Consider the following 19,674-nt stretch of genomic DNA (forward strand, 5'->3'; position numbering starts at 1 on the left):
AGGCGGTGCACGTGCTTAAGTTTCCTGCGGTGTCGATGCGCCACACTATTTTTATCCGGATGGTTGTCACTTATCTAGCTATTATTCTGCCGATTCTGCTGCTTGGACTCTACCTCTACAACTGGAGCTATAGGAATGCAAGCCAGGACTTATCCAGAGCGACCCTGTCGCAATTAACCTATTATCTGGAGGACCTGAACCGCGAGGTGGAGTGGATGGAGATCCAGCAGTATGATCTTGCCCAGGATACCGAGCTGAACAAGATTGCCGTGACCTGGAATTATATGGACGATGTTCAAAAGCGGGAGAGCCTGAACTACATCACGCAGCGGCTCACCTCCCTGAAGAACAGCAGCGCCTATATCGGCGATGTGTTCGTACATATCCGTACCATTAACAAAACGCTGTCCGCGATGAACGGCATCGATGATTTTGACAACAGCAAGTTCAATTTCTTCCGGTCCGTCGATCTCAGAAAAGAAGGCCGGTTGATCAACTGGAACAACTTCCTGGAGCTAAGCGTTACCCAATCCAGCGGCAGGAGGAATGAGCCTCCGCTGTTCATCGTTCAAATCGAGCTGGACAACGAGAAGCTGAAGGATTCGCTGCGGGCGATCAATGCATATGAAGAGAGCGGCTCGCTGCTGGTATCGCGGCTGACGGATTATGCGCTCGGTACGGAGAACAGCTCCCCGGAGCTGATCGAGAGCTATCACCAGGCGATCGATGAGGGGAATCTGTACAATTGGGAGCTGGACGGAATACGGTATCATATTGACAGCTTCACCTCGGACAAGCTGGGGATGGCTGTGGCCACCTACTTGCCGGAGAAAGCGGTCAAGCGGCCGCTGACCAAGTTCGTGGTCTGGGCCTGGCTGTTCGCGGCGGCGTCCTTCCTGGCGGTGCTGATCTATTCCTACGCGACCTATAAGTTCGTCCAGAAGCCGCTGCTTGTGCTGATCCGCAGCTTCAAGCGGATGGAGAGCGGCTCGCTTGATATTGAGATTGACCATGGCCGCAAGGATGAATTCGGCTATCTGTATCTCCGGTTCAACCAGATGCTCAGCCGGCTGCGGATGCTGATTGACCAGGATTACACCCAGAAGCTGATGATGCAGCGGGCGGAGCTGAAGCAGCTCCAGTCGCAGATCAATCCGCATTTTCTCTATAACAGCTTCTTCATTCTCAGCGCCCTGGCGAAGCAGGGGGACAGCTCCCGGATTGAGGAGTTCTCCGGCATGCTGGGCGAATATTTCCGGTTCATCACCCGTAACGGGGAGGATAATGTCCGGCTTGCGGAAGAGACGCGCCACTCCCGGATGTATACGGAGATCCAGAAGATGCGCTTCTCCAGGCGCATTCAGGTGCAGTTCGATGAGCTGCCGGAAGCGATGGAAGAGCTGCGGGTTCCGCGCCTGATTCTCCAGCCGATTATCGAGAATGCCTATGAGCATTGTCTGGAGAAGCAGGCGGAGGATGGGGAGCTGCGGATTTCTTTTGAACAGGAGGAACGGGAGATCCGCATTGTTGTTGAAGATAACGGAAGCGGGCTGACCGATGAACGGATCGAGACTCTGAGAAAGCGGCTGAATCAGAACGGCGGAACACATGAAGTCACCGGCATGAGCAATATTCACAGGCGCATCCAGTTAATCTACGGGGAAGGCAGCGGCCTGTTCCTGGACAGAAGCACGCTAAGCGGCCTCCGGGTAGAGATCCGGATTAGGCTCACGGGAGGTGAAGGTCTTGTACAGACTATTGATCGTTGATGATGAAGAGATTATAACAGACGGCTTATACGAGGCATTCAACCAGCTGCTTCCAGACAAGCTTGATGTCTACAAGGTCTATTCGGCCAAAGCGGCTCTGGAGTGGCTCTCGCGCACCCGGATCGATATTGTGCTGACCGATATCCGCATGCCCGGGATGAGCGGACTTGAGATGTCTGAGCAGATCCGGGAGTTCTGGCCCCGGTCGCGGATTGTGTTCCTGACCGGCTACAGCGAATTCGATTACGCCTATAGTGCGCTGCAGCTTCCCGGGGCGCGTTATCTGCTGAAGACCGAGGGCTTCGACAAGATTATTGAGACGGTGCAGGAGGTGCTGCTGGAGATTGAGCAGGGCAACCAGCTGAGCGAGCTGCTGGAGCAGTCCAGGGAGCAGCGTGATTCCATGGAGACAGCGGCGCAGGGCGATTATCTCCGCCATCTGCTTCAGGACAGCCAGGCCTTGTGTGCGGATACGGATATGTTACGTGCAGATTTCAGCAAGCTGGGGATCACCCTTCAGGCTGAATCCCCGGTCATGCTCGTTCTTGGACGGCCGACATACCCGGAGGGCATCTCTTATATGGACCGTCGCGAGCTGCTGACCTCCTCCCGCCTGATCTGGAATTCCCATCTGGCGGAAATGACCCGGCATGCCTGGGTGCTTGACCGGCACGGGGATCTCTTGTGGCTGCTGCAGCCACTGGATAATGCCGGGGCAGCCTTCGGCGGGAATTTCGCGCGGTATCTGGAGGGAACGCTGGAGATGATCCAGGATTCCTGCCGGCAGACGCTGGGCCTGTCGGTTGCTTTTACGGTCAGCGGCTCAGCCTGTGCCTGGGCGGAGATCGGCCGCCAATACGAGCGGCTCCACCGGCTGCAGCAAATGAAGATCGGGGACGGCATCTCCATGGTGCAGATTGACCGCAGCGGTCCGCCGGAGGCTGACGTCGTCCGTGAGACGGGGATGCGTCTCCACCAGCGGGTGGAGAATCTGGCGGCTCATCTGGATGCCGGACGGCGGGAGCGGTTCTCGGAGACGCTGGAGGAGATCAGGGAAGGCATTCATTCGGGGGTCTCCGTGGAAGAGGCCGCCGAGCTGTATTATACTGTTGCTCTTGTGCTGCTGTCTCATATGAACCGCTCGGAGCTGTACAGCCTGGTCAATGAATACGGCAAGCTAATGCGCCTGGACGAGCATGCCTCTCTGGGGGAGGGCATCTATTATCTGGAGAGGCTGGCCGCAGACCTGTTCGAGCTGAGAAGCACAGCCGAGAAGGAGCGCTCCTCGGAGGTCATTGAGCGGATCTGCGAGTATATCCACAGCCATTTGGGCGAGGACCTCTCTCTGGTGCGGCTGGCCGAGCTGCATTATTTCAACCCGTCATACCTGTCCCGCTTCTTCAAGCAGGAGCAGGGCATTAACCTGTCAGAGTACATCGACCAGTGCCGGGCGGTCAAGGCGAAGGAGCTGCTGGGCAATGAAGCGCTCAAGATCCGCGATGTGGCGCTCTATGTCGGCTATGAGGCCCACCATTCCTTCACCCGGTTCTTCAAAAAAATGACGGGAATGACCCCCCAGGAATACAGGGAGTCTGTGCATGTTAATCTATAATCTGTAAGTCTATCAACTATAATCACACAGGTTTCCGCCTGTCTCCCCGCAGAGTACAATTCAGATGTATTCGCTTTCATTAAGACGGCCTCGGCCGATTCCACGAAATGAGAAGGAGATGGGTATCTGTGAGAATAAGAAAGTTGAGCTGGTCCATGAAGCTGCTGGTGATGCTGGCGCTGCTGCTGACGCCGATGCAGTCCGGCGGCGGTACTGCAAACGCTTGGGAGGGGTCGCCTGTTCCTAAGCTCCATGTCAGCGGCAATCAGCTGGTGAACGGCAGCGGACAGCCTGTGCTGCTCAGCGGCTGGCATCAGCCTACCGGGGCTTACTGGACGTATCAGAACAGCAATTATTACCTGAACCGCAACGGCGGGAACCGGCATAAGGCCACTCTGGAGTACCTGAAGGAGATCACCGATACCTTCACCAGCACCTCCGGCAAATACGGCAACAACCATGGCTGGTACTCGAATCAGGTCCGCCTGTTCATTGACCGGGAGGATATGGGTGACGTCGCAGCAGGAACGTATAACTTCGCGGGCCTTCAGGCAGCCACCCAGAATCTGATCATTCCCTATGTAGAGTATGCGAAGACGAAGGGGCTGTATGTCACGCTGGGCCTGGACTTCACCCTGCTGGACAACAAGGCGACCACCCAGGCCAATCTGGACAAGTTCAATCAGATCTGGGGCTACCTGGCCTCCCAGCCTGGCCTCAAAAGCGCGGATAATGTCATGTTCGAGCTGGTCAACGAGCCGGTGCTGAGCGATGTGAACGGGCAATGGGGCGGCAATCCCTCCCAGCCTAACTTCGCGGCGTTCTGGAATTCGCTGAAGAACTTCCAGAACTCGATGATCTCGACCATCCGCAGCAAAGGCGCGGACAATGTGATCTGGGCTTCGGGACTCGGCTGGGATCAGCATTATCAGCTGACGGCGTCCAATCCGCTGACCGACCCGCTTAACAATTACGGCTATGCCGTACACTGGTATCCGGGCTACGGCGCTTATGACAATTACAACTCGCTTCAGCAGATCTGGGATACCAGCATCAAGCCTGCTGCCGACAAGTACCCGATCAATATTACCGAAACCACCTGGTTCAAAAATCAGCCGGGCGACTCCTCGTACTGGGATCTGTTCAACGGTACGAACGCAGGCTTCGGCAAGAATACCAAAGCCATCTTCACTGCCGCCGGCAATGTCAGTATTGCCGTCCATATGAACGGCTTCCTGCTGAACCCCGGTCCGAAAAGCTCCTTCGCCGATCCGGACGGCGGGCTGCTCTATGACGGCAATGCTACCCGGGATGGTATGGCGCGCTTTATCTTCGAATGGTACTACGAGCGGGCACAGTTCAACCCCTGGAACGGGGTGTGGAACGGAGTCACCAACAATGCGAAGTATAAGCTGATCAACCGGGCGTCAGGCAAAGCGATTGATGTGCCGAACGGGCAGAATACGAACTCCCTTCAGCTCCAGCAGTGGCCGGAGAACACCGCGTTGGCCCAGCAATGGACGGCTACCGATATGGGCACGTACAATAATATTTACCGGCTGCGCAGCGTGAACTCCTCCGACAACAAGGTGATGGATGTGCGGAACGGCACGAAGAATAACAGCGAAGCCATCCAGCTGATGCAGGATTTGAACAACACCGCCCAGCAGTTCCGGCTCATCAAGCTGAGCAACGGCTACTGGAGCATCCTTAACGTGAACAGCAACAAGGCAGTCGAAGTCACAGGAGCCTCTACCGCAGACGGCGCGAAGCTCCAGCAGAACCTCTACCGCGGCGATCTCCACCAGCAATGGAAGCTGGTTCAGGTGAATTAGAGCTTTATGGTAAGAGACCCCTTCTCCATCTGCAGGCGGTCCGGGACAGTACCGGATTGCCGCGCGGGGTGAAGGGGGCTTTTTTGAGTGTGCGGGAGAGAGAAGATGACCAAGTAGTTTTGCTTGCGGCAGGGCCAGAGAAGGTGTGATTTTTCAACCAGTCTACCCGCCCACTCCCGTCGAAGTTGCTGCATATGCGCCCACAAGCATCACAATCCGCATACAACAAACCAAGCTCTTTACATCTTCGACTCTCTCGCTCCTTATATAAGAAAAGCAACATAACTCCATACGAAAGCAACGTTAAGCTATGTATTATAAAGGGTTTATGTGATTAAATACATAAATAATACAGCATTTGCCCAGGGTTCAACTCCTGTCATAATGCGAAAGGATGAGTACAGATTATGGACAAACAGCAACAGCTTGGCTTAACGCCGCCGATGGGATGGAATTCGTGGAACACTTTTACCTGGGATATCAACGAGCAACTGATCCGGGAAGCGGCCGATACACTGGTGGCGGATGGTTATAAGGATGCGGGCTATGATTATATTGTCATTGACGACTGCTGGAGTCTGAAGGAACGGGACAAGGATGGCAAGCTGGTGGCAGACCCGGTCAAATTCCCGAACGGAATGAAGGCGGTTGCAGACTACATTCACTCCAAGGGACTGAAGTTCGGGATGTACTCTTGTGTGGGAACGCATACGTGCGCCGGGTATCCGGGCAGCTTCGAGCATGAATTCCAGGATGCGGCGTCGCTGGCGGAATGGGGCGTAGACTTCCTGAAGTATGATTACTGCTTCAAGCCCAGACATATGTCGGGGGAGCTGCTGTACAAGCGGATGAGTCTTGCTCTCAAAAACTGCGGAAGAGATATTCTTTTCTCCGCGTGTAACTGGGGTGAGGATAATGTGTACCAGTGGATTCGTGAATCCGGCGCGCATATGTACCGTTCCACCGGCGATATCCAGGACAGCTGGGAATCGATCAAGACGCTCGCGCTGTCGCAGCTCGATAAAGCCGCCTACACCGGAGCTTACTGCCATAATGATCTGGATATGCTTGTCGTGGGCATGTACGGGGGCAGCAACAGCGACTTCATCGGCAGTCAGATCGGCGGCTGCACGGATGTGGAATACAAGACACACTTCTCGCTGTGGAGCCTGATGGGTTCTCCGCTGATGATTGGCAGTGATATCCGCAAAGCCAATGAGGCAACCAAGAACATTCTGCTGAACCCGGATCTGATCGCTATCAACCAGGATATCGAGGGCCGCGGAGCTTACCGCATTAAGCCGGAGCCGCAGTGGTTCCATACCAATGAAGTGTTCATGCTGGTAAAAGTATTAGCAGACGGTGACCTGGCCATCGGGTTCTTCAACCTGAGCGATGGCCAGAGAGAGATGTCGCTGCAATTCTGGGATTTCGGACTTCCGTATGCCTCCGGCAAATCGCTGTCCCTGTATGACTGCTGGGAGCATAAGGAGCTTGGGGTGTTCAGAGAAAGATTTGCTCCGGTTGTTGCAGCCCATGATTGTCTGATCGTGCGGGCGAAACTGGTATAGAGACAAGAAAGAAGAGAAGCGTATGAGCATGAACAGAACCTGCAGACAATGCGGGGTCCCCCTGATGACGGATGATGTGGCAATTTACCTGAAGCTGGTCACGCGCAATGCTCGGGATTTTCTGTGCATCGACTGCCTCGGCGTCCAGCTGAACTGCGGACGCGAGCCGATTGAGAAGCTGATCAAATATTTCCGGGAATCCGGCAAATGTGTGCTGTTCCGTTAACGTTACTGGCAAGCCAGAGCAGCGGTCTCCATGGATGGAGATTCGCTGCTCTGTTTTACTTTTGCGGGATGGTGTGATCAAGACAAGGGGTATTGCGTATATATACGGTTAACATTCTGGCTATATCTTCGGGAGGCATGGCACGGTCGCTCATAAACCAGTGATGGATAAGCCCAAATTGTGCGTTACCCAAATAAGCGATGGCATATTCAGTAAACAGGCGGCTTTCTTGATCCATCTCCGGTTGCTGTTGCTTAAGATTCTCGTATAAGCGTGTACCCGTCAGATACCGGAGCCGTTCTTTGATCTCTGCCGGAGCTTCCGGATGAAATAATGCCTTGAAAAAACTGGCATGCTGTTGCATATATTGCAAGGCCTTAGTGATCGGAGGGAAAGCTCCTTGCGGATCAGGATAGTCCATTAACTCTTGCATCTGGATGGGCGCAAATACCTCTAATAATCCTTGGAAGAATGATGTCTCCTCAATCAGATGAAAAATATCTGTATAATGCAAATAGAAGGTGCCCCGGTTAATCCCAGCCTTTTCACAAAGATTCTTGACCTTCAGTCCTTTAATTCCTTCCTTCTCCAAGATAGACAATAAGGCGTTCTCCATTAGGGTACGGCTGCGGACGGCTCTCATGTCTGTACTGTGTTCAATCATGGACGGAGCTCCTTTGTACGGATAACCATTATTTTATCAACACTATTGGCATTGTATCTATTAATATACATTTTGCCTGTAATGTTCATTGATCCTCTAATTATGCCTGAGTATAATGGGTCCTACAGCTGAAATCAACACAAGTTCATTATCATTGCCATGGCAGGAACCTGATTAGGAGGAGTAACATGGAATATCGTTATCTTGGAAAAACCGGCACAAAAGTCAGCAGCTTTGCGCTTGGCGGGTCTGCCTTTGGAACCCGGACTAGTGAAGCGGAGAGTCGGCAAATCATAGATAAGGCTTTGGATTTCGGGATTAATGTAGTGGATACTTCTAATATTTACGGAAAGGGAGAATCGGAGCGTGTCATAGGCCAAGCGATTAAGCACCGACGGCAGGATGTTCTCCTGGCCACTAAATTTGGTGCGGAGTCTCCTGAGAAAATAAATCAGAACGGCGGGTCACGCCGCTGGATCAGGACGGCTGTCGAGCAAAGTCTGTTACGCCTGCAAACTGATTATATAGACATTTATCAGCTTCATCTTCCGCTGGAATGGATGGGCTATGAAGAAATTCTGCTTACCTTGAACGATTTGGTGAAGGAGGGGAAAATCCATCATATCGGTACCTCCAATCACCTCGGCGGGCAGCTTGTGCATGGACAGGCGATTAGTGACCGGTATCATATTCAGCGGTTTGTAAGTGAACAGACACCCTATTCGATGATTAACCGGCGCATGGAATTTGAACTTGCCGGAATCGCCAAGCAATATCAGTTGTCTCTATTTGTGTATAGTCCCTTATCCGGGGGCTTGCTAACCGGGAAATACACCCCGGGCCAACCCGCACAAAGCGGCACACGCGCTTCCGTATTGAAAGGGTATATGGATACACTGGACCCTGAACTGGCCGACAATGAAAACAAATTCAAGATCATTGCCCAATTGCAGCAGTTGGCCAATGAATCCGGGATCTCACTGGCGGATATGGCCATCGCTTTTACACAAAGTCATCCGGCCGTCACCTCCACTATATGGGGGCCACGGACCTTGGAGCAATTAAATGCCTATATCTCCGGTGCGGGGATCAGGCTCAGCACAGAGGTGCTGGATGCGATTGATGGTATTGTTCCGCCAGGCAAGCGGGTCGATGATAAAGAACAAACCTGGACTCCGGAGTGGATGGAGCCGGAACAGCGCAGGCGGCACATGTAGCAGCACGAACCTTAAGTATAAAAAAAACAGCGGCAGAACAAGACGGATAACCGTCTCGTTCTGCCGCTATTGTTTTTATTTAGAGGGATGAAGGAAGCCATATCCCCGGGAGTTAGTTCATTAATTTCGCTTGCACCAGCAAGCGGAGGATGACGGTCGCCGCTTCCGCACGGGTTGCGGATTGCCCCGGCTGGAATTGCCCGGCAGGTGTACCGGTGATCAGGCCGGCCTGAACCGCCTTGGCTACATCCTGCTGTGCCCAGCCCGCAATCCTGTCGGCATCCTTGAAGGCTGCGGGCTGCACCTCGGAAGCTGAGAGCGGCGAGCCTGCAAGGGCCATCGCCTTAACCAGAATAACGGTCATCTCCTGGCGGGTAATGATGTCGTTCGGCCGGAACTGATTGTCCGTTCCGCCCCGCACCAGACCCAGCTCTGCAGCTGTCGCAACGCTTCCGGTGTACCACGCGCCGGAGGGGATATCCTTGAACGCAACATCTGCCGAACCGTAGGAGGAGTAGCCCAGCGAACGAACCATCATCGCTGCGAATTCCGCGCGGGTTGTGGTTGCGTTCGGTGCGAATTGGCTGTCCGTTAAGCCGGTCAGGATGTACTTCGAGGCCAGCTTATCGACGGATGTCTGAGCCCAGTGCCCCTTGATATCCTCGAATGTCTTGCTGTTTGAAATTACCGCAAACGTACCGTTACTTGGACTGTAGAAGGTTACACCGGTGCCGTTGAAGACAGCCGGAACGAAGGTGAGGCTTCCGTTCTTCTCGATCCGGACTACGGTCGTATTACGGCTGTCTGCCGGACTGTCGAGCTGCAGGGTGCCCCGGGAATAGCTGCCCTTGAACCCCGGGATCTCCATCGAACGTCCATTGGCTTCAGCGGTTACCGTGTATTCTATGGCTTGGCTGATTAGTTTGCCCTTGGCTGCCAGGACAGCCTGAAGGATCTCTTGCTGCCGCTCTTCCGGCAGGACAGTCATAGTGACCTTAAGCTTCCAGTCTTCGGTTCCCAATTGCTGTCCCCAAGCAGCGGTATCCACCGCTTGTACAGGGAAATGGAAGGTGCCGAGCGGAGACGAGACGGTGATCTGTTCCGCCGCTTTTACCTTCTGGGCATCCAATGTGGCTGTTGCTGTAGCCCCTGTAACCTCTGCTTCAACGGTCAAATGGCTGCTGCCGCTTGGAGTTTCCGGCTTAACAGGAGTGACCGAACCAACGGTAGTGCCAGCGCCGCCGTTGTTACCGCCGCCAGTCTCACCGCCGCCGTTGTTACCGCCGCCAGTCTCGCCGCCGCCGTTATTGCCGCCGCCAGTTTCGCCGCCGCCGTTGTTACCGCCGCCAGTCTCGCCGCCGCCGTTATTGCCGCCGCCAGTTTCGCCGCCGCCGTTATTGCCACCGCCAGTCTCGCCACCACCGGTCTCACCGCCACCGGTCTCACCGCCGCCAGTCTCGCCACCGCCAGTCTCGCCGCCGCCGTCAATCACAAGCGTATGCCGTGCATACAGATCGAACCGGTCGAACGCCGGTGTGTACTGGCGCGGCACTGCTGTGTAAGGTGTGAAGCCCTGCGCGCCGTTGCCGCCGTAAGGATTCGAGCCGCCGTTGTACGTATTGTTGTTGGAGAAGCGGATCGTATTGACGCCTGCCGCAAGCTCCACCTCCAGTGTCTGTGTGGCGAACTGCTGCCAGGAGATGGTGTTCTTGAAGTAGACAGTCTGCGGTTCGCCGCCGTTGACACTTACCTGCGCATAGCGTTCAACGACATCATTGTTGTAGGCATGGGTTCCCGCGCTTTCACCATTGGCATAAGTGACCACCAGCTTGTAGGTTCCTGCCTTAGGCACGGTGATGTTCCCAAGCTCCAGATAGCGCTCTGCTCCGTCGAAGGAGGTAATGCCGTTCACATATTTGCCGCCGGAGGCGTATTTGGCGAATGCATCCTCCCGGATGAGAGGCAGCTCGGAACCGGCAGGCGATCCAACCACTGTTGCCGCCTCAGCCTCCAGAGAATATACAGGAGTCTTGCCTGCATAGGCTGCATTAATGTAATCCAGACTAAGCGCTGCACTGGACCGTACATCGATTAGGTTAATGCCTTTGCGCAGGAAGACCGGAGCCTTGGCATCCTGCCACAGCCCGTTAGTATTGACAACGGGAAGGTCGACCAGAGGCTTGCGGTCATGGGCAAGCTGCAGCTTGCCGCTGCCCGCAGAGGCATAGCGTGCGGTCAGCTCATACATACCGTCTTCCTGCACACTGACTACGAACCGGGTATTGGCCTCCTGGCTGCTGCCGTAGCCGGTCACATATCCGGCACCCTCGAAGCCTTCCAGGCTGCTCTCTCTGGATAATCCCAGCGCAGGATCATAGTCAGCGAATTCCGCCTGTACACGATAAGCCGGGAGTGCGCCCGGCACCCCGTTATACGTCAGCTCCATGGCATCCAGGGTAGATTCGCCCTGGCCTGCTTCTCCCGTATCCGGGTTGTACTTGCTGATGCCGATGGCATGTGTCCCTTGCGTCAGGTCGGCAAAGATCGTATTGCCTCCAAGCAGCTCCATGCTGTAGTCTGCACGCAGAATCACTTTTGTTGCCGGGTGATCATCTATCTTGATGAACCACTCGGAATTGACGCGCTGATTCGCATTGCCGGTATTGGACTGATTGCGCAGGCTTGATGTTGCGCCGTTGCCGCCAATCAGATCCAGACGGTAATTCCCGTCCGCCGGAAGAGTAACCTCCGTCCATTTCACCAGGCTGTCTGCCGCCTTGATGCCCTGAACGTACTGGCCGTTCGATGCAGAACGTCCGGTGCTTTTGCGCGGATAGTGGTCCGCTATAGTCACATTCGTCCGCACCTGCGCATTCTCGGCCTCGAAGCGCTTGTAGAATGTCTCCTGCGGAGTATGATCTACAGCCGGGGTAATGACTGCATAATACGCCGAGGTGTAATCGTTCAGGTTGACATCCAGCGTCACCGAGCCGTTCTTGACCGGAAGATTGCGGTCCAGAATCTGGGTAGGCTCTACGAGAAATCCGGTCAAGCCCGTATATCCCGCGTGCCATACAGTGACATGCACCTCTTCTGCCTCTGTCAGGAAGGAAGGGCTGTCTGCACTGCCGGTCACGTGGTTGAACACGATCTGGCCGTCACCCTGTGTGCCTCCGAAGGCGATACTGACCTGCTTCTTGTTGTCTTGAATCGAGGATAGCCCGTACAAGCCGGGGCCGAAAGCATCATCCTCATGTCTGGCGTTGATCACATTGATCTTGGCCATATCGCCGCCCATCATGTCGGCATACCATTTGTAGAGCCACCATGCCCCGTTCGGCTCATTCTGCCCGGCGAGCAGGGACCCGTAGGAGTTGGCCGTGTTCCAATACGGCAGCATGCTGTTCATTTTCAGCTCATCATACCGTGCGATGTAATGAATCAGCGAGCCGCCTACGGCAATCTCTGAGGTAGCGGCATATTCATTGATATCCACCTTGATCGGGAAGGGAACCTTCCGGTCCGGATACAGCTCTTTATAGCGCTGTAAGGACCCCGCTTCCACCGTGCGGAAGGTGGCTACGTTCGAGGGGGCCTGGTTGAAGGCTTTGTCCCACAGCATATGCCAGCTGATGATATCCGGCAGACAGTCATTCTCCACACAGAAGGGAATGAAATCCTCGAAGACCTTGGCCCCGTACTGGGTCAGATTCACGCCGGAAATTACGGCACCGGGGTCAATCTCCTTGATTTTCTTCGTTACCGCCAGCCAGTCGCTGTTGAATACGGCTCTTGAGTTCTTGCCTGTCTGGCTGTCGGACAGCAGCTGTGGATAACGGGTATTGTTCTGCTCAGGCTCATTGAACGGAATATAGATGAACCTTGCATCCGCGTTCTTGCCCGGATTCGCCGCCGCCCATTGCTGCTTATACGCTTTGACTGCCGTTGTAATTGGAATGACGGCTTCCTGGATATATTCATCAGCCGTTCTGGACGGATAATACCAGTGCTGATAATAATCCTGCATCACGATATTAACCGCTTCCCCGCCGGCCTCGAAGAAATAATCCGATACCCGCAGTGCGTCACCGGTCGGATGCTGGATGCCGTTCGGCGGCTTTTGCGAGATATGTGAGGGCTTGATCGGGATCAGCGTATTGATATCCGGCACATTCGGCTCGCTGATCGCATACAGTGCGCCGGAAGATCCGTGAAAGACAGGTCCGAGTGAGCGGTCAGCGAGATCGACAGAGATTTTGGCCGGAGTGGCCGTATTCACCTCTTCATGCTTGGTCGCTGTATAGAGCGCACTTACCTGACCCGCATCTAACCGGACATTGTAAATCCGCAGATCATCAAATTTCCCCTTGATATCTCCATCCGAAGTATAGAGCGATCTGCCGAAATCATTGAATTTCAAGGCATCCAGATAATCACGCGTGAAAAAATGCTGCAGCACGGAAGCCATCGTCGCACCCGGTGAGCTCTTGTCCTGATCCAGGCCCTTGATCCCGACCGGGACGCCGTTCAGATAGATCTCGTAGGCTCCGCTGCTGGTCATGGTGACGGTCACCTGCTGCCACTTGCCCTTGGCCGGGTTGCGGTTCCAGACGATATCGCCTTTGTAGCTGGCAATCTGGCTTGGATTCGTGCCGGTATAGATCCGGTTGCTGAACGTGCCGTCCCCGGCGATGACAATGAACTCGGAGTCCTGCCAGCCGCTTACCCCGGCATTCGTCAGACCCTTCCCGGCAATTGTGGAGGACAGCAGACGGGTATAAGCGTTAGACGAAGAGTCAATGTTGGCCCAGAAGGAGATGGACAGCTCATCCTTGATCCCGCTGTAGAGCTGATCGGGCAGCTTCAGCCAGGCGGTGCCGTTCCCGCCGCCGGGCAAGGAGAGGACGTCTCCGCGCTGGTCATCATAGACAATGGAAGCTACTCCCTTGAGCTCGGCGCGCTCAGCGGCCGCATCGGGGTAGACGCTGTTCACCACCGAGGTGCGGTCAAGCACCTGCCCGGGGCGGAAGCTCCACTGGAACAGCGGGGCCGGCTCAGCGGCGGTCTTCATCTGTAGCTGTTCCGGTGCAGTCTCCTGGACAGAAGCAGCCTCTGGCACTACAGCAGCATCCGCCACCGCAGCAGTATCCGGCTCAGCCGGGGAAGCAGGCACTTCATCGGAATCAGGTGCCGTAACCGGATCGGTCACTATCACCGGATCAGTCACCCATGCAGAAGCCGCCGCCGGAACCGGGTCTGTCAGCGGTGTCGTGGAAGCGCTTGCTAAACTGGAGGGCAGGAGAGTCAGGATTGCCAGTATGGATATCAGTGAACGCTTAAGATATAACCTCAATAAATATTCACCTCTTTTGTTTTTTGGGAATGCCTTAGCTTAATGTCCTTATGTCCTTCCGGTGATGATCGTCTGCACGTTATGCCGTGAATGGTCCCCCGCACTTGGAACAATGCTCTATTCGCATATCTCTGTTATCTTCGCATAGGCACCGCAACCTCCCTGTCATCGCTGTTTCGCTTCACCGAGAATGTTAAGATAATGACCCTTACTATAAAATCAAGCATTTTTACTGTTTTTGTTCCTTTCTTTACGTGTCTGTGCAGCCGCCCTGAATCAGGAACCCGGGAAGCTTCGGCAGAAGCTGCCGGAAGCCGCCGGCCGGGCAGCCCTATGGCCGACACAGGTAAAAAAGAGAGAAAAAAGAGTAAAAAAAAGACATGCCGGTCAGGGTAGTAAGAAAGCCGCCGGGAGTCTATCATTAGAAGTATTCTATCAGGTGTTCCATCATCTCTGCCACCGGAGGTTATCCTTTGAAGCATAACTTGGCCCAGACCCGCCGCTTTGTGAGCGTGAAGAACAAAATGATGTTCTTTTTCCTGCTGGCTATCCTGATTCCGGTCATTATCATGTTCATTAATTCCTATATCTCCTCCCAGCAGATGCTGGAGCGCAAATACACGGATCTGCTGGCCGATATTACGAGGCAGTCGAACATCCGTATTGAAGAGTTCCTTGAGGATACGAAGCAGATCTCCCTCATCTCCAGCTACGGGATCAACAGCTATATCTCCGCCGTCTCCCAGGAGAATTATCCGGTCCAGAACTATTTGCATGACAGCTCCGTCACGAACGAGCTGCAGGCTACGCAGCTGCTGATGAATTACATCACCATGAAGGACCGCGCCATCTCCATATACGTATACAATTTGAATAAAGGCAGCGACCTGTATATCGCTCCGAACAAGCCCATTGATTACACCTACCATCCCCGGAATGAGGCGTGGTTCAACGATTTCCTGCGCTCAGACGATATTACGCGCGATTTGCCGACCAGGCTGGATCTGCAGACCAAGAGAGACGACAACTGGGCCATTTATAATCTGCGCAAAATATTCGATATGGAGAACGGCAAGCTGCTCGGTGTCATGGTTGTGAGCGTGGATATTGATTTCATCGACCGGCTGAACAAACGGATGCAGGCCGGGAACCGCTCCGCATTCACGGTTGCGGATGACCAGGACCGGATTATTTTCAATAATAATTACAGCCTGATCGGCCAGCCGTTTAGGTCGCAGTTTCCGGTCCGTGAAGGGGTGCTTGCTTCCGGCCTTGACCGGCAGATTGTCCGTGTATCGGGCCAGGACTATATCCTGATCCAAGCGCCGTTCGAGGTGCATGACTGGAAGACGTATATGTATATGCCGGTTGGAGAGCTGGCGGTCGAGAGCGACATCTTGAAGCGGAACCTGTGGACGGTCGTTGTGGTGCTGGTTGGGTTCGCCCTGATCAGCTCCGTGTATATGTCGAACCTGATTACCCGGCCCATTAAGCAGCTGATCCGCAACATGACGCTGGTGGAGCAGGGCAAATTCGACAACCTGCCTGTAGTCCGGTCCAATGACGAGATTGGGGTAATGGCCAGCAGGTTCGAGCAGATGTCGGCTGAACTCAAGCAGCTGGTGGAGCGGATCTACGTGGAGCAGGAGCAGAAGGTCGAGGCCGAGATCCGGGCGTTGCAGGCGCAGATCAGCCCCCATTTTCTCTACAATACGTTGAATTCGGTTAAGTGGATCGCCACCATGCAGCAGTCGGACAAAATCGTAGAGATGACCGAAGCGCTGATCTCTATGCTGCGCTATACCGCCAAGACGGATAGCAGGCTGGTGCCGATCCGCGAGGAGCTGGAACATATCGGGCATTATATCGTCATTCAGAAGGTGCGTTATTTCAACCGGATCGAATTCCATTCTGAGGTGGAGGAGACACTTGCGGAGCAGGAAATTCCGAAGCTCAGCATTCAGCCGCTGGTCGAGAATGCGATCTTCCACGGGATTGCCGACCAGGAGGACGGTCTGCTGTCCATTGAGGTCCGGCGCGCCGGTTCTGCCGAGCTGACGATCAGCGTCAGAGACAACGGTGCAGGCATGAGCGGGGAGGCAGCAGAGAAGCTGCGCAGCAGGCTGGGCGGCGCCGGGGACAGCGGCGGCATCGGCATTATTAATGTGCATCAGCGTGTACGCCGGTTGTATGGCGAGCCATACGGTGTATCGTTCGAGAGCAGCCCGGGTCAGGGTGCAGTGTTCGTGATCAGAATTCCCGTTCGGGACAGGAAGGGGGCAGGTTGAATATGCTGGGTGTAATTATCGTGGATGATGAGCTGCTGATGCGCATCGGTCTGAAGTCGATCATTCAGTGGGAGGATGAGGGCTTTACCATTCTCGGTGAAGCGGCGAACGGGCGGGAGGCGCTGGAACTGGCCGGAACGCACAAGCCTGACCTGATTATTACAGATATCAAGATGCCGGTAATGGATGGCCTGGAGCTGATCCGCGAGGCCCGGGAGATGAACATGGAGGGGCAATTCGTGATCCTCAGCTGTCTGGAGGAATTCCAATATGCGCAGGAAGCGCTCAGGCTGGGAGCAACAGACTATCTGATTAAAAGCGATATGAAGCCGTCTCAGCTGCTGCGGGTGCTGGACATTGTAAGAAAGCGGGCGGCCCGTATCCCCCGCGCAGGCTCCGGAGAAATGCCGCCGGGCTCTTACAAGGAGAGCATCGGATATTTGAAGGAGACACTCTTCAAGGAGCTGATCAGCGGCTTCAAGGGAGCCGGGGAGGTGCTGGCCCGCCGGGAGGCGCTGCATATCCGCCTGCCGGACGGGCCGATGGTGCTCATGAAGCTGCGGATTAATCATTTCGAACAGCTGCGGCGCAAGTATGTGGAGCAGGACGAGAAGCTGCTGCGCTATTCAGTCTTCAATATTCTCGAAGAGATCCTCCCGCGCAAGCGGGCGAAGGAGATCATTGTGATGAACTCTGCGGAATATGTGCTGCTGCTGGACCTGGGACCGGAGGGGCGGATTGTCCGCGCGGAGATGGAACGCGCGGCCGCCAAGATTCAGGCGGCGATGAAGGATTTCCTGAAGCTAACCCTGTCGATTGGCGTCAGCGGCCCCGCGTCCGGCTATGACGGGCTGAAGCGCGGGTATCAGGAGGCAGATATGGCGCTTGATGCGCTGTTCTTCGAGAGCGGGAGCGGCCTTGCCTTCTACGATAAAGCCAGGAGCCGGCAGAGAAGCGGCGAGCGGGTGTTCATCGACAGGCCGGCCATGCGACAATTCAGGCAGGATACAGAGAGCGGAAGCGAAGGGGCGATGGCCTTCCTGAACAGCCTGAAGGATACCCTGCTGCGGGAGGGCTGCACGAAGCAGGCGGCGCGTTCGGTCTATATCCGGCTGCTTGGGGCCATTCTGTCCTGCTTTCCGGCGCTGCCCGAGCCGAATGAAGCCGGGCTTACGGTATACGAGCGCATTCTCCATGAAGAGAGCCTGGAGGGCCTGCACCGGACTGTCGCCGGTTATCTGGAGCAGTGCAGGGCCCAGATGTCGGAAGGCAAATCTTCCCGGAGCTATGCGGAGCAGGCGAGTGAGCTCCTTATGCAGCTGTATGCGGAGGATATCTCGCTGCAATCGGTGGCAGACCGGATCAACGTGAACGCCTCCTATCTCAGCCGGGTATTCAAGCAGGAGACGGGCGAGAATTTCGTCAGCTTCCTGACCCGGCTGCGCATGGAGAAGGCGAGGCATATGCTGAGGGACAAGAACGTCAAAGTATATGAGGTGGCAGAACGCGTAGGCTACCCGAATACCGCATACTTCAGCAAGCTGTTTAAGAAGCTGAGCGGAATGAGTCCTGAGGAGTACCGGGGCTAGAAGGGCAATTGTCAAAAAAAGAACAGACGCAGTAAAAGAAGTGCATCCGCTCTGGATGCGCTTGTTGCGTCTGCCTGCCGAATGGTCAAAAAAGGGAAATGTTCCGTAAAAAACAGCCATTTCGATGCCGTCACTGTTCGCCTAATATGGGAGATGCAACAGATGCTGCACATCCTAAATGGAAGTTGGGGGTAATTCTAGTGAAGAAAAAAAGCTTAGCAACCGTGTTGTCTATCTTGCTCGCGGCGGTCACCTTGACGGCTTGCGGCAATAGCAATGGCAACGGCAACAGCAATACATCGGCCTCACCATCGGCAGGCGCAACGGATACGGCAGCGGCCACCCAGGCAGCAGGCGGGGAGAAGACCCAGCTGACCTACGCCATCTGGGATTCCAATCAGGAGAAGGGGCTGCGGACCATTGCCGATGAATTCGAGAGCAAGAACCCGGACATCAAGGTCAATATTGAGGTGACCGGCTGGTCCGATTATTGGACGATGCTGGAGGCGGGAGCCACCGGCGGCTCACTGCCGGATGTATTCTGGATGCATTCCAATGAGATCTACCGCTATGCGAACAACGGTATGCTGCTTGATCTGACGGACCGGATAAGCAAGAGCGAAGACGTTAAGCTGGAGAATTACCCGGAGGGCCTGAACGAGATCTATAATCTGCAGGGCAAGCAATATGCGGTTTCGAAGGATTTTGACACGATCGGGTTGTGGTACAACAAGACGCTGTTTGACCAGGCGGGCGTGAAATACCCGGATGAGAGCTGGACCTGGGATGACCTGCACAGTGCTGCGAAAGCGCTCACCAAGGATGGGGTATACGGCTTCCTTGCACCGATGCACAACCAGGAGGGATATTACAACTTCGTCTATCAGAACGGAGGCACCATTATTACAGCGGACAAGAAGTCAGGCTATGATGACCCCAAGACGATCGAAGCGCTTGATTTCTATGTGAGCTTTGTACGTGACGGACTGTCCCCTGAGGTGTACGGAGATGCCGAGCGGGCCGATCTGCTGAAGAACGGCAAGGCGGCGATGGGCCTCTTCGGCTCCTGGAACCTGAGCGGCTTCACCGAGAACGAGTTCATGGCGAAGAATTTCGATGTGGCCGTCCTGCCCAAGAAGGCTGCACAGGCCTCCATCTATAACGGTCTGGGCAATGCGATTGACGCCAAGACGAAGCATCCGGAGGAAGCGTGGAAGTTCGTGGAATACTTAAGCTCCAAGACAGGCCAGGAGCGCCAGGCAGAGCTGGGCGTTGCCATTTCGGCGTACAAAGGCGCGGCCGACAAGTGGGTAGATTCCAACAAGACCTTCCATATCAAGGCATTCGTTGACATGGTCAGCTATGGCGTAATCCGCCCGTATTCCAATACGACGGCAGTCTGGGAAGACAAGGCGTATGAAGCGCTTAAGCCGGCCTTCTCCGGTAAAGTGTCCGTGGAGGAAGCGGCCCGTAATGCAGCCAAGGTGATGAATGAGAGTCTGGCGGAAGAGAAATAAGCATGAGCCATATGCCTGCGGCAGCCTCGTGCT

The 19,674-nt window shown here is 54.9% G+C and carries 11 protein-coding genes; 9 read left to right on the forward strand and 2 right to left on the reverse strand.

Annotation, left to right across the window (positions count from 1 at the left end):
- The first annotated feature begins 11 nt into the window (after positions 1-11).
- The 5 genes from MHH28_RS02090 (at position 12) to MHH28_RS02110 (ending at position 7,013) form a co-directional block, all read left to right on the forward strand.
- Entirely contained in the window at positions 12-1,769 is a 1,758-nt protein-coding gene (locus tag MHH28_RS02090) for a sensor histidine kinase (protein ID WP_405111115.1), read from the forward strand.
- Complete coding sequence (locus MHH28_RS02095; protein WP_405111118.1) at positions 1,747-3,381, forward strand: response regulator; 1,635 nt, start codon at positions 1,747-1,749, stop codon at positions 3,379-3,381. Before MHH28_RS02090 ends, MHH28_RS02095 begins: the two co-directional genes overlap by 23 nt.
- 128 nt (positions 3,382-3,509) lie before the next feature.
- Entirely contained in the window at positions 3,510-5,216 is a 1,707-nt protein-coding gene (locus MHH28_RS02100) for an RICIN domain-containing protein (protein WP_405111121.1), read from the forward strand.
- Positions 5,217-5,623: 407 nt separating this feature from the next.
- Positions 5,624-6,787: a glycoside hydrolase family 27 protein gene (locus MHH28_RS02105; RefSeq protein ID WP_405111123.1), complete on the forward strand. Its 1,164-nt coding sequence runs from the start codon at positions 5,624-5,626 to the stop codon at positions 6,785-6,787.
- A gap of 22 nt (positions 6,788-6,809) precedes the next feature.
- Positions 6,810-7,013 (forward strand): hypothetical protein, encoded by a 204-nt coding sequence (locus tag MHH28_RS02110; RefSeq protein ID WP_405111126.1) that lies wholly within the window; start codon positions 6,810-6,812, stop codon positions 7,011-7,013.
- A 55-nt stretch (positions 7,014-7,068) separates the two neighbouring features.
- Here MHH28_RS02110 and MHH28_RS02115 read toward each other — a convergent pair whose 3' ends face one another.
- Positions 7,069-7,677 carry a TetR-like C-terminal domain-containing protein gene (locus MHH28_RS02115; protein WP_405111129.1) on the reverse strand — a complete coding sequence of 203 codons (609 nt, stop codon included), beginning with the start codon at positions 7,675-7,677 and terminating at the stop codon, positions 7,069-7,071.
- Between the two features lie 188 nt (positions 7,678-7,865).
- Here MHH28_RS02115 and MHH28_RS02120 point away from each other — a divergent pair, with 188 nt between their 5' ends.
- Positions 7,866-8,894, forward strand: coding sequence for an aldo/keto reductase (locus tag MHH28_RS02120; protein WP_405111132.1), 1,029 nt, complete (start codon positions 7,866-7,868; stop codon positions 8,892-8,894).
- A gap of 112 nt (positions 8,895-9,006) precedes the next feature.
- Here MHH28_RS02120 and MHH28_RS02125 read toward each other — a convergent pair whose 3' ends face one another.
- Positions 9,007-14,247: an S-layer homology domain-containing protein gene (locus MHH28_RS02125; protein WP_405111135.1), complete on the reverse strand. Its 5,241-nt coding sequence runs from the start codon at positions 14,245-14,247 to the stop codon at positions 9,007-9,009.
- A 473-nt stretch (positions 14,248-14,720) separates the two neighbouring features.
- Here MHH28_RS02125 and MHH28_RS02130 point away from each other — a divergent pair, with 473 nt between their 5' ends.
- The 3 genes from MHH28_RS02130 to MHH28_RS02140 all read left to right on the forward strand — a co-directional run bounded on the left by MHH28_RS02130 (position 14,721) and on the right by MHH28_RS02140 (position 19,641).
- A complete protein-coding gene (locus tag MHH28_RS02130; protein ID WP_405111138.1) occupies positions 14,721-16,535 on the forward strand; it encodes a sensor histidine kinase in 1,815 nt (604 codons plus the stop codon).
- A 2-nt stretch (positions 16,536-16,537) separates the two neighbouring features.
- Positions 16,538-18,124 carry a response regulator gene (locus MHH28_RS02135; RefSeq protein WP_405111141.1) on the forward strand — a complete coding sequence of 529 codons (1,587 nt, stop codon included), beginning with the start codon at positions 16,538-16,540 and terminating at the stop codon, positions 18,122-18,124.
- A gap of 200 nt (positions 18,125-18,324) precedes the next feature.
- The gene (locus MHH28_RS02140; RefSeq protein WP_405111144.1) at positions 18,325-19,641 is read left to right on the forward strand and encodes an ABC transporter substrate-binding protein; all 1,317 of its coding nucleotides are present in this window, start codon (positions 18,325-18,327) and stop codon (positions 19,639-19,641) included.
- Positions 19,642-19,674: the final 33 nt, after the last annotated feature.

The sequence above is a fragment of the Paenibacillus sp. FSL K6-1217 genome (assembly GCF_045040735.1).
Lineage (GTDB): Bacteria > Bacillota > Bacilli > Paenibacillales > Paenibacillaceae > Paenibacillus_AQ.

Excerpts from the sequence above, each read along its gene's own strand:
- MHH28_RS02105 (WP_405111123.1), top strand. The coding sequence starts at position 5,624 with ATGGACAAACAGCAACAGCTTGGCTTAACGCCGCCGATGGGATGGAAT.
- MHH28_RS02110 (WP_405111126.1), top strand. The coding sequence starts at position 6,810 with ATGAGCATGAACAGAACCTGCAGACAATGCGGGGTCCCCCTGATGACG.
- MHH28_RS02115 (WP_405111129.1), bottom strand. The coding sequence starts at position 7,677 with ATGATTGAACACAGTACAGACATGAGAGCCGTCCGCAGCCGTACCCTA.
- MHH28_RS02120 (WP_405111132.1), top strand. The coding sequence starts at position 7,866 with ATGGAATATCGTTATCTTGGAAAAACCGGCACAAAAGTCAGCAGCTTT.
- MHH28_RS02135 (WP_405111141.1), top strand. The coding sequence starts at position 16,538 with ATGCTGGGTGTAATTATCGTGGATGATGAGCTGCTGATGCGCATCGGT.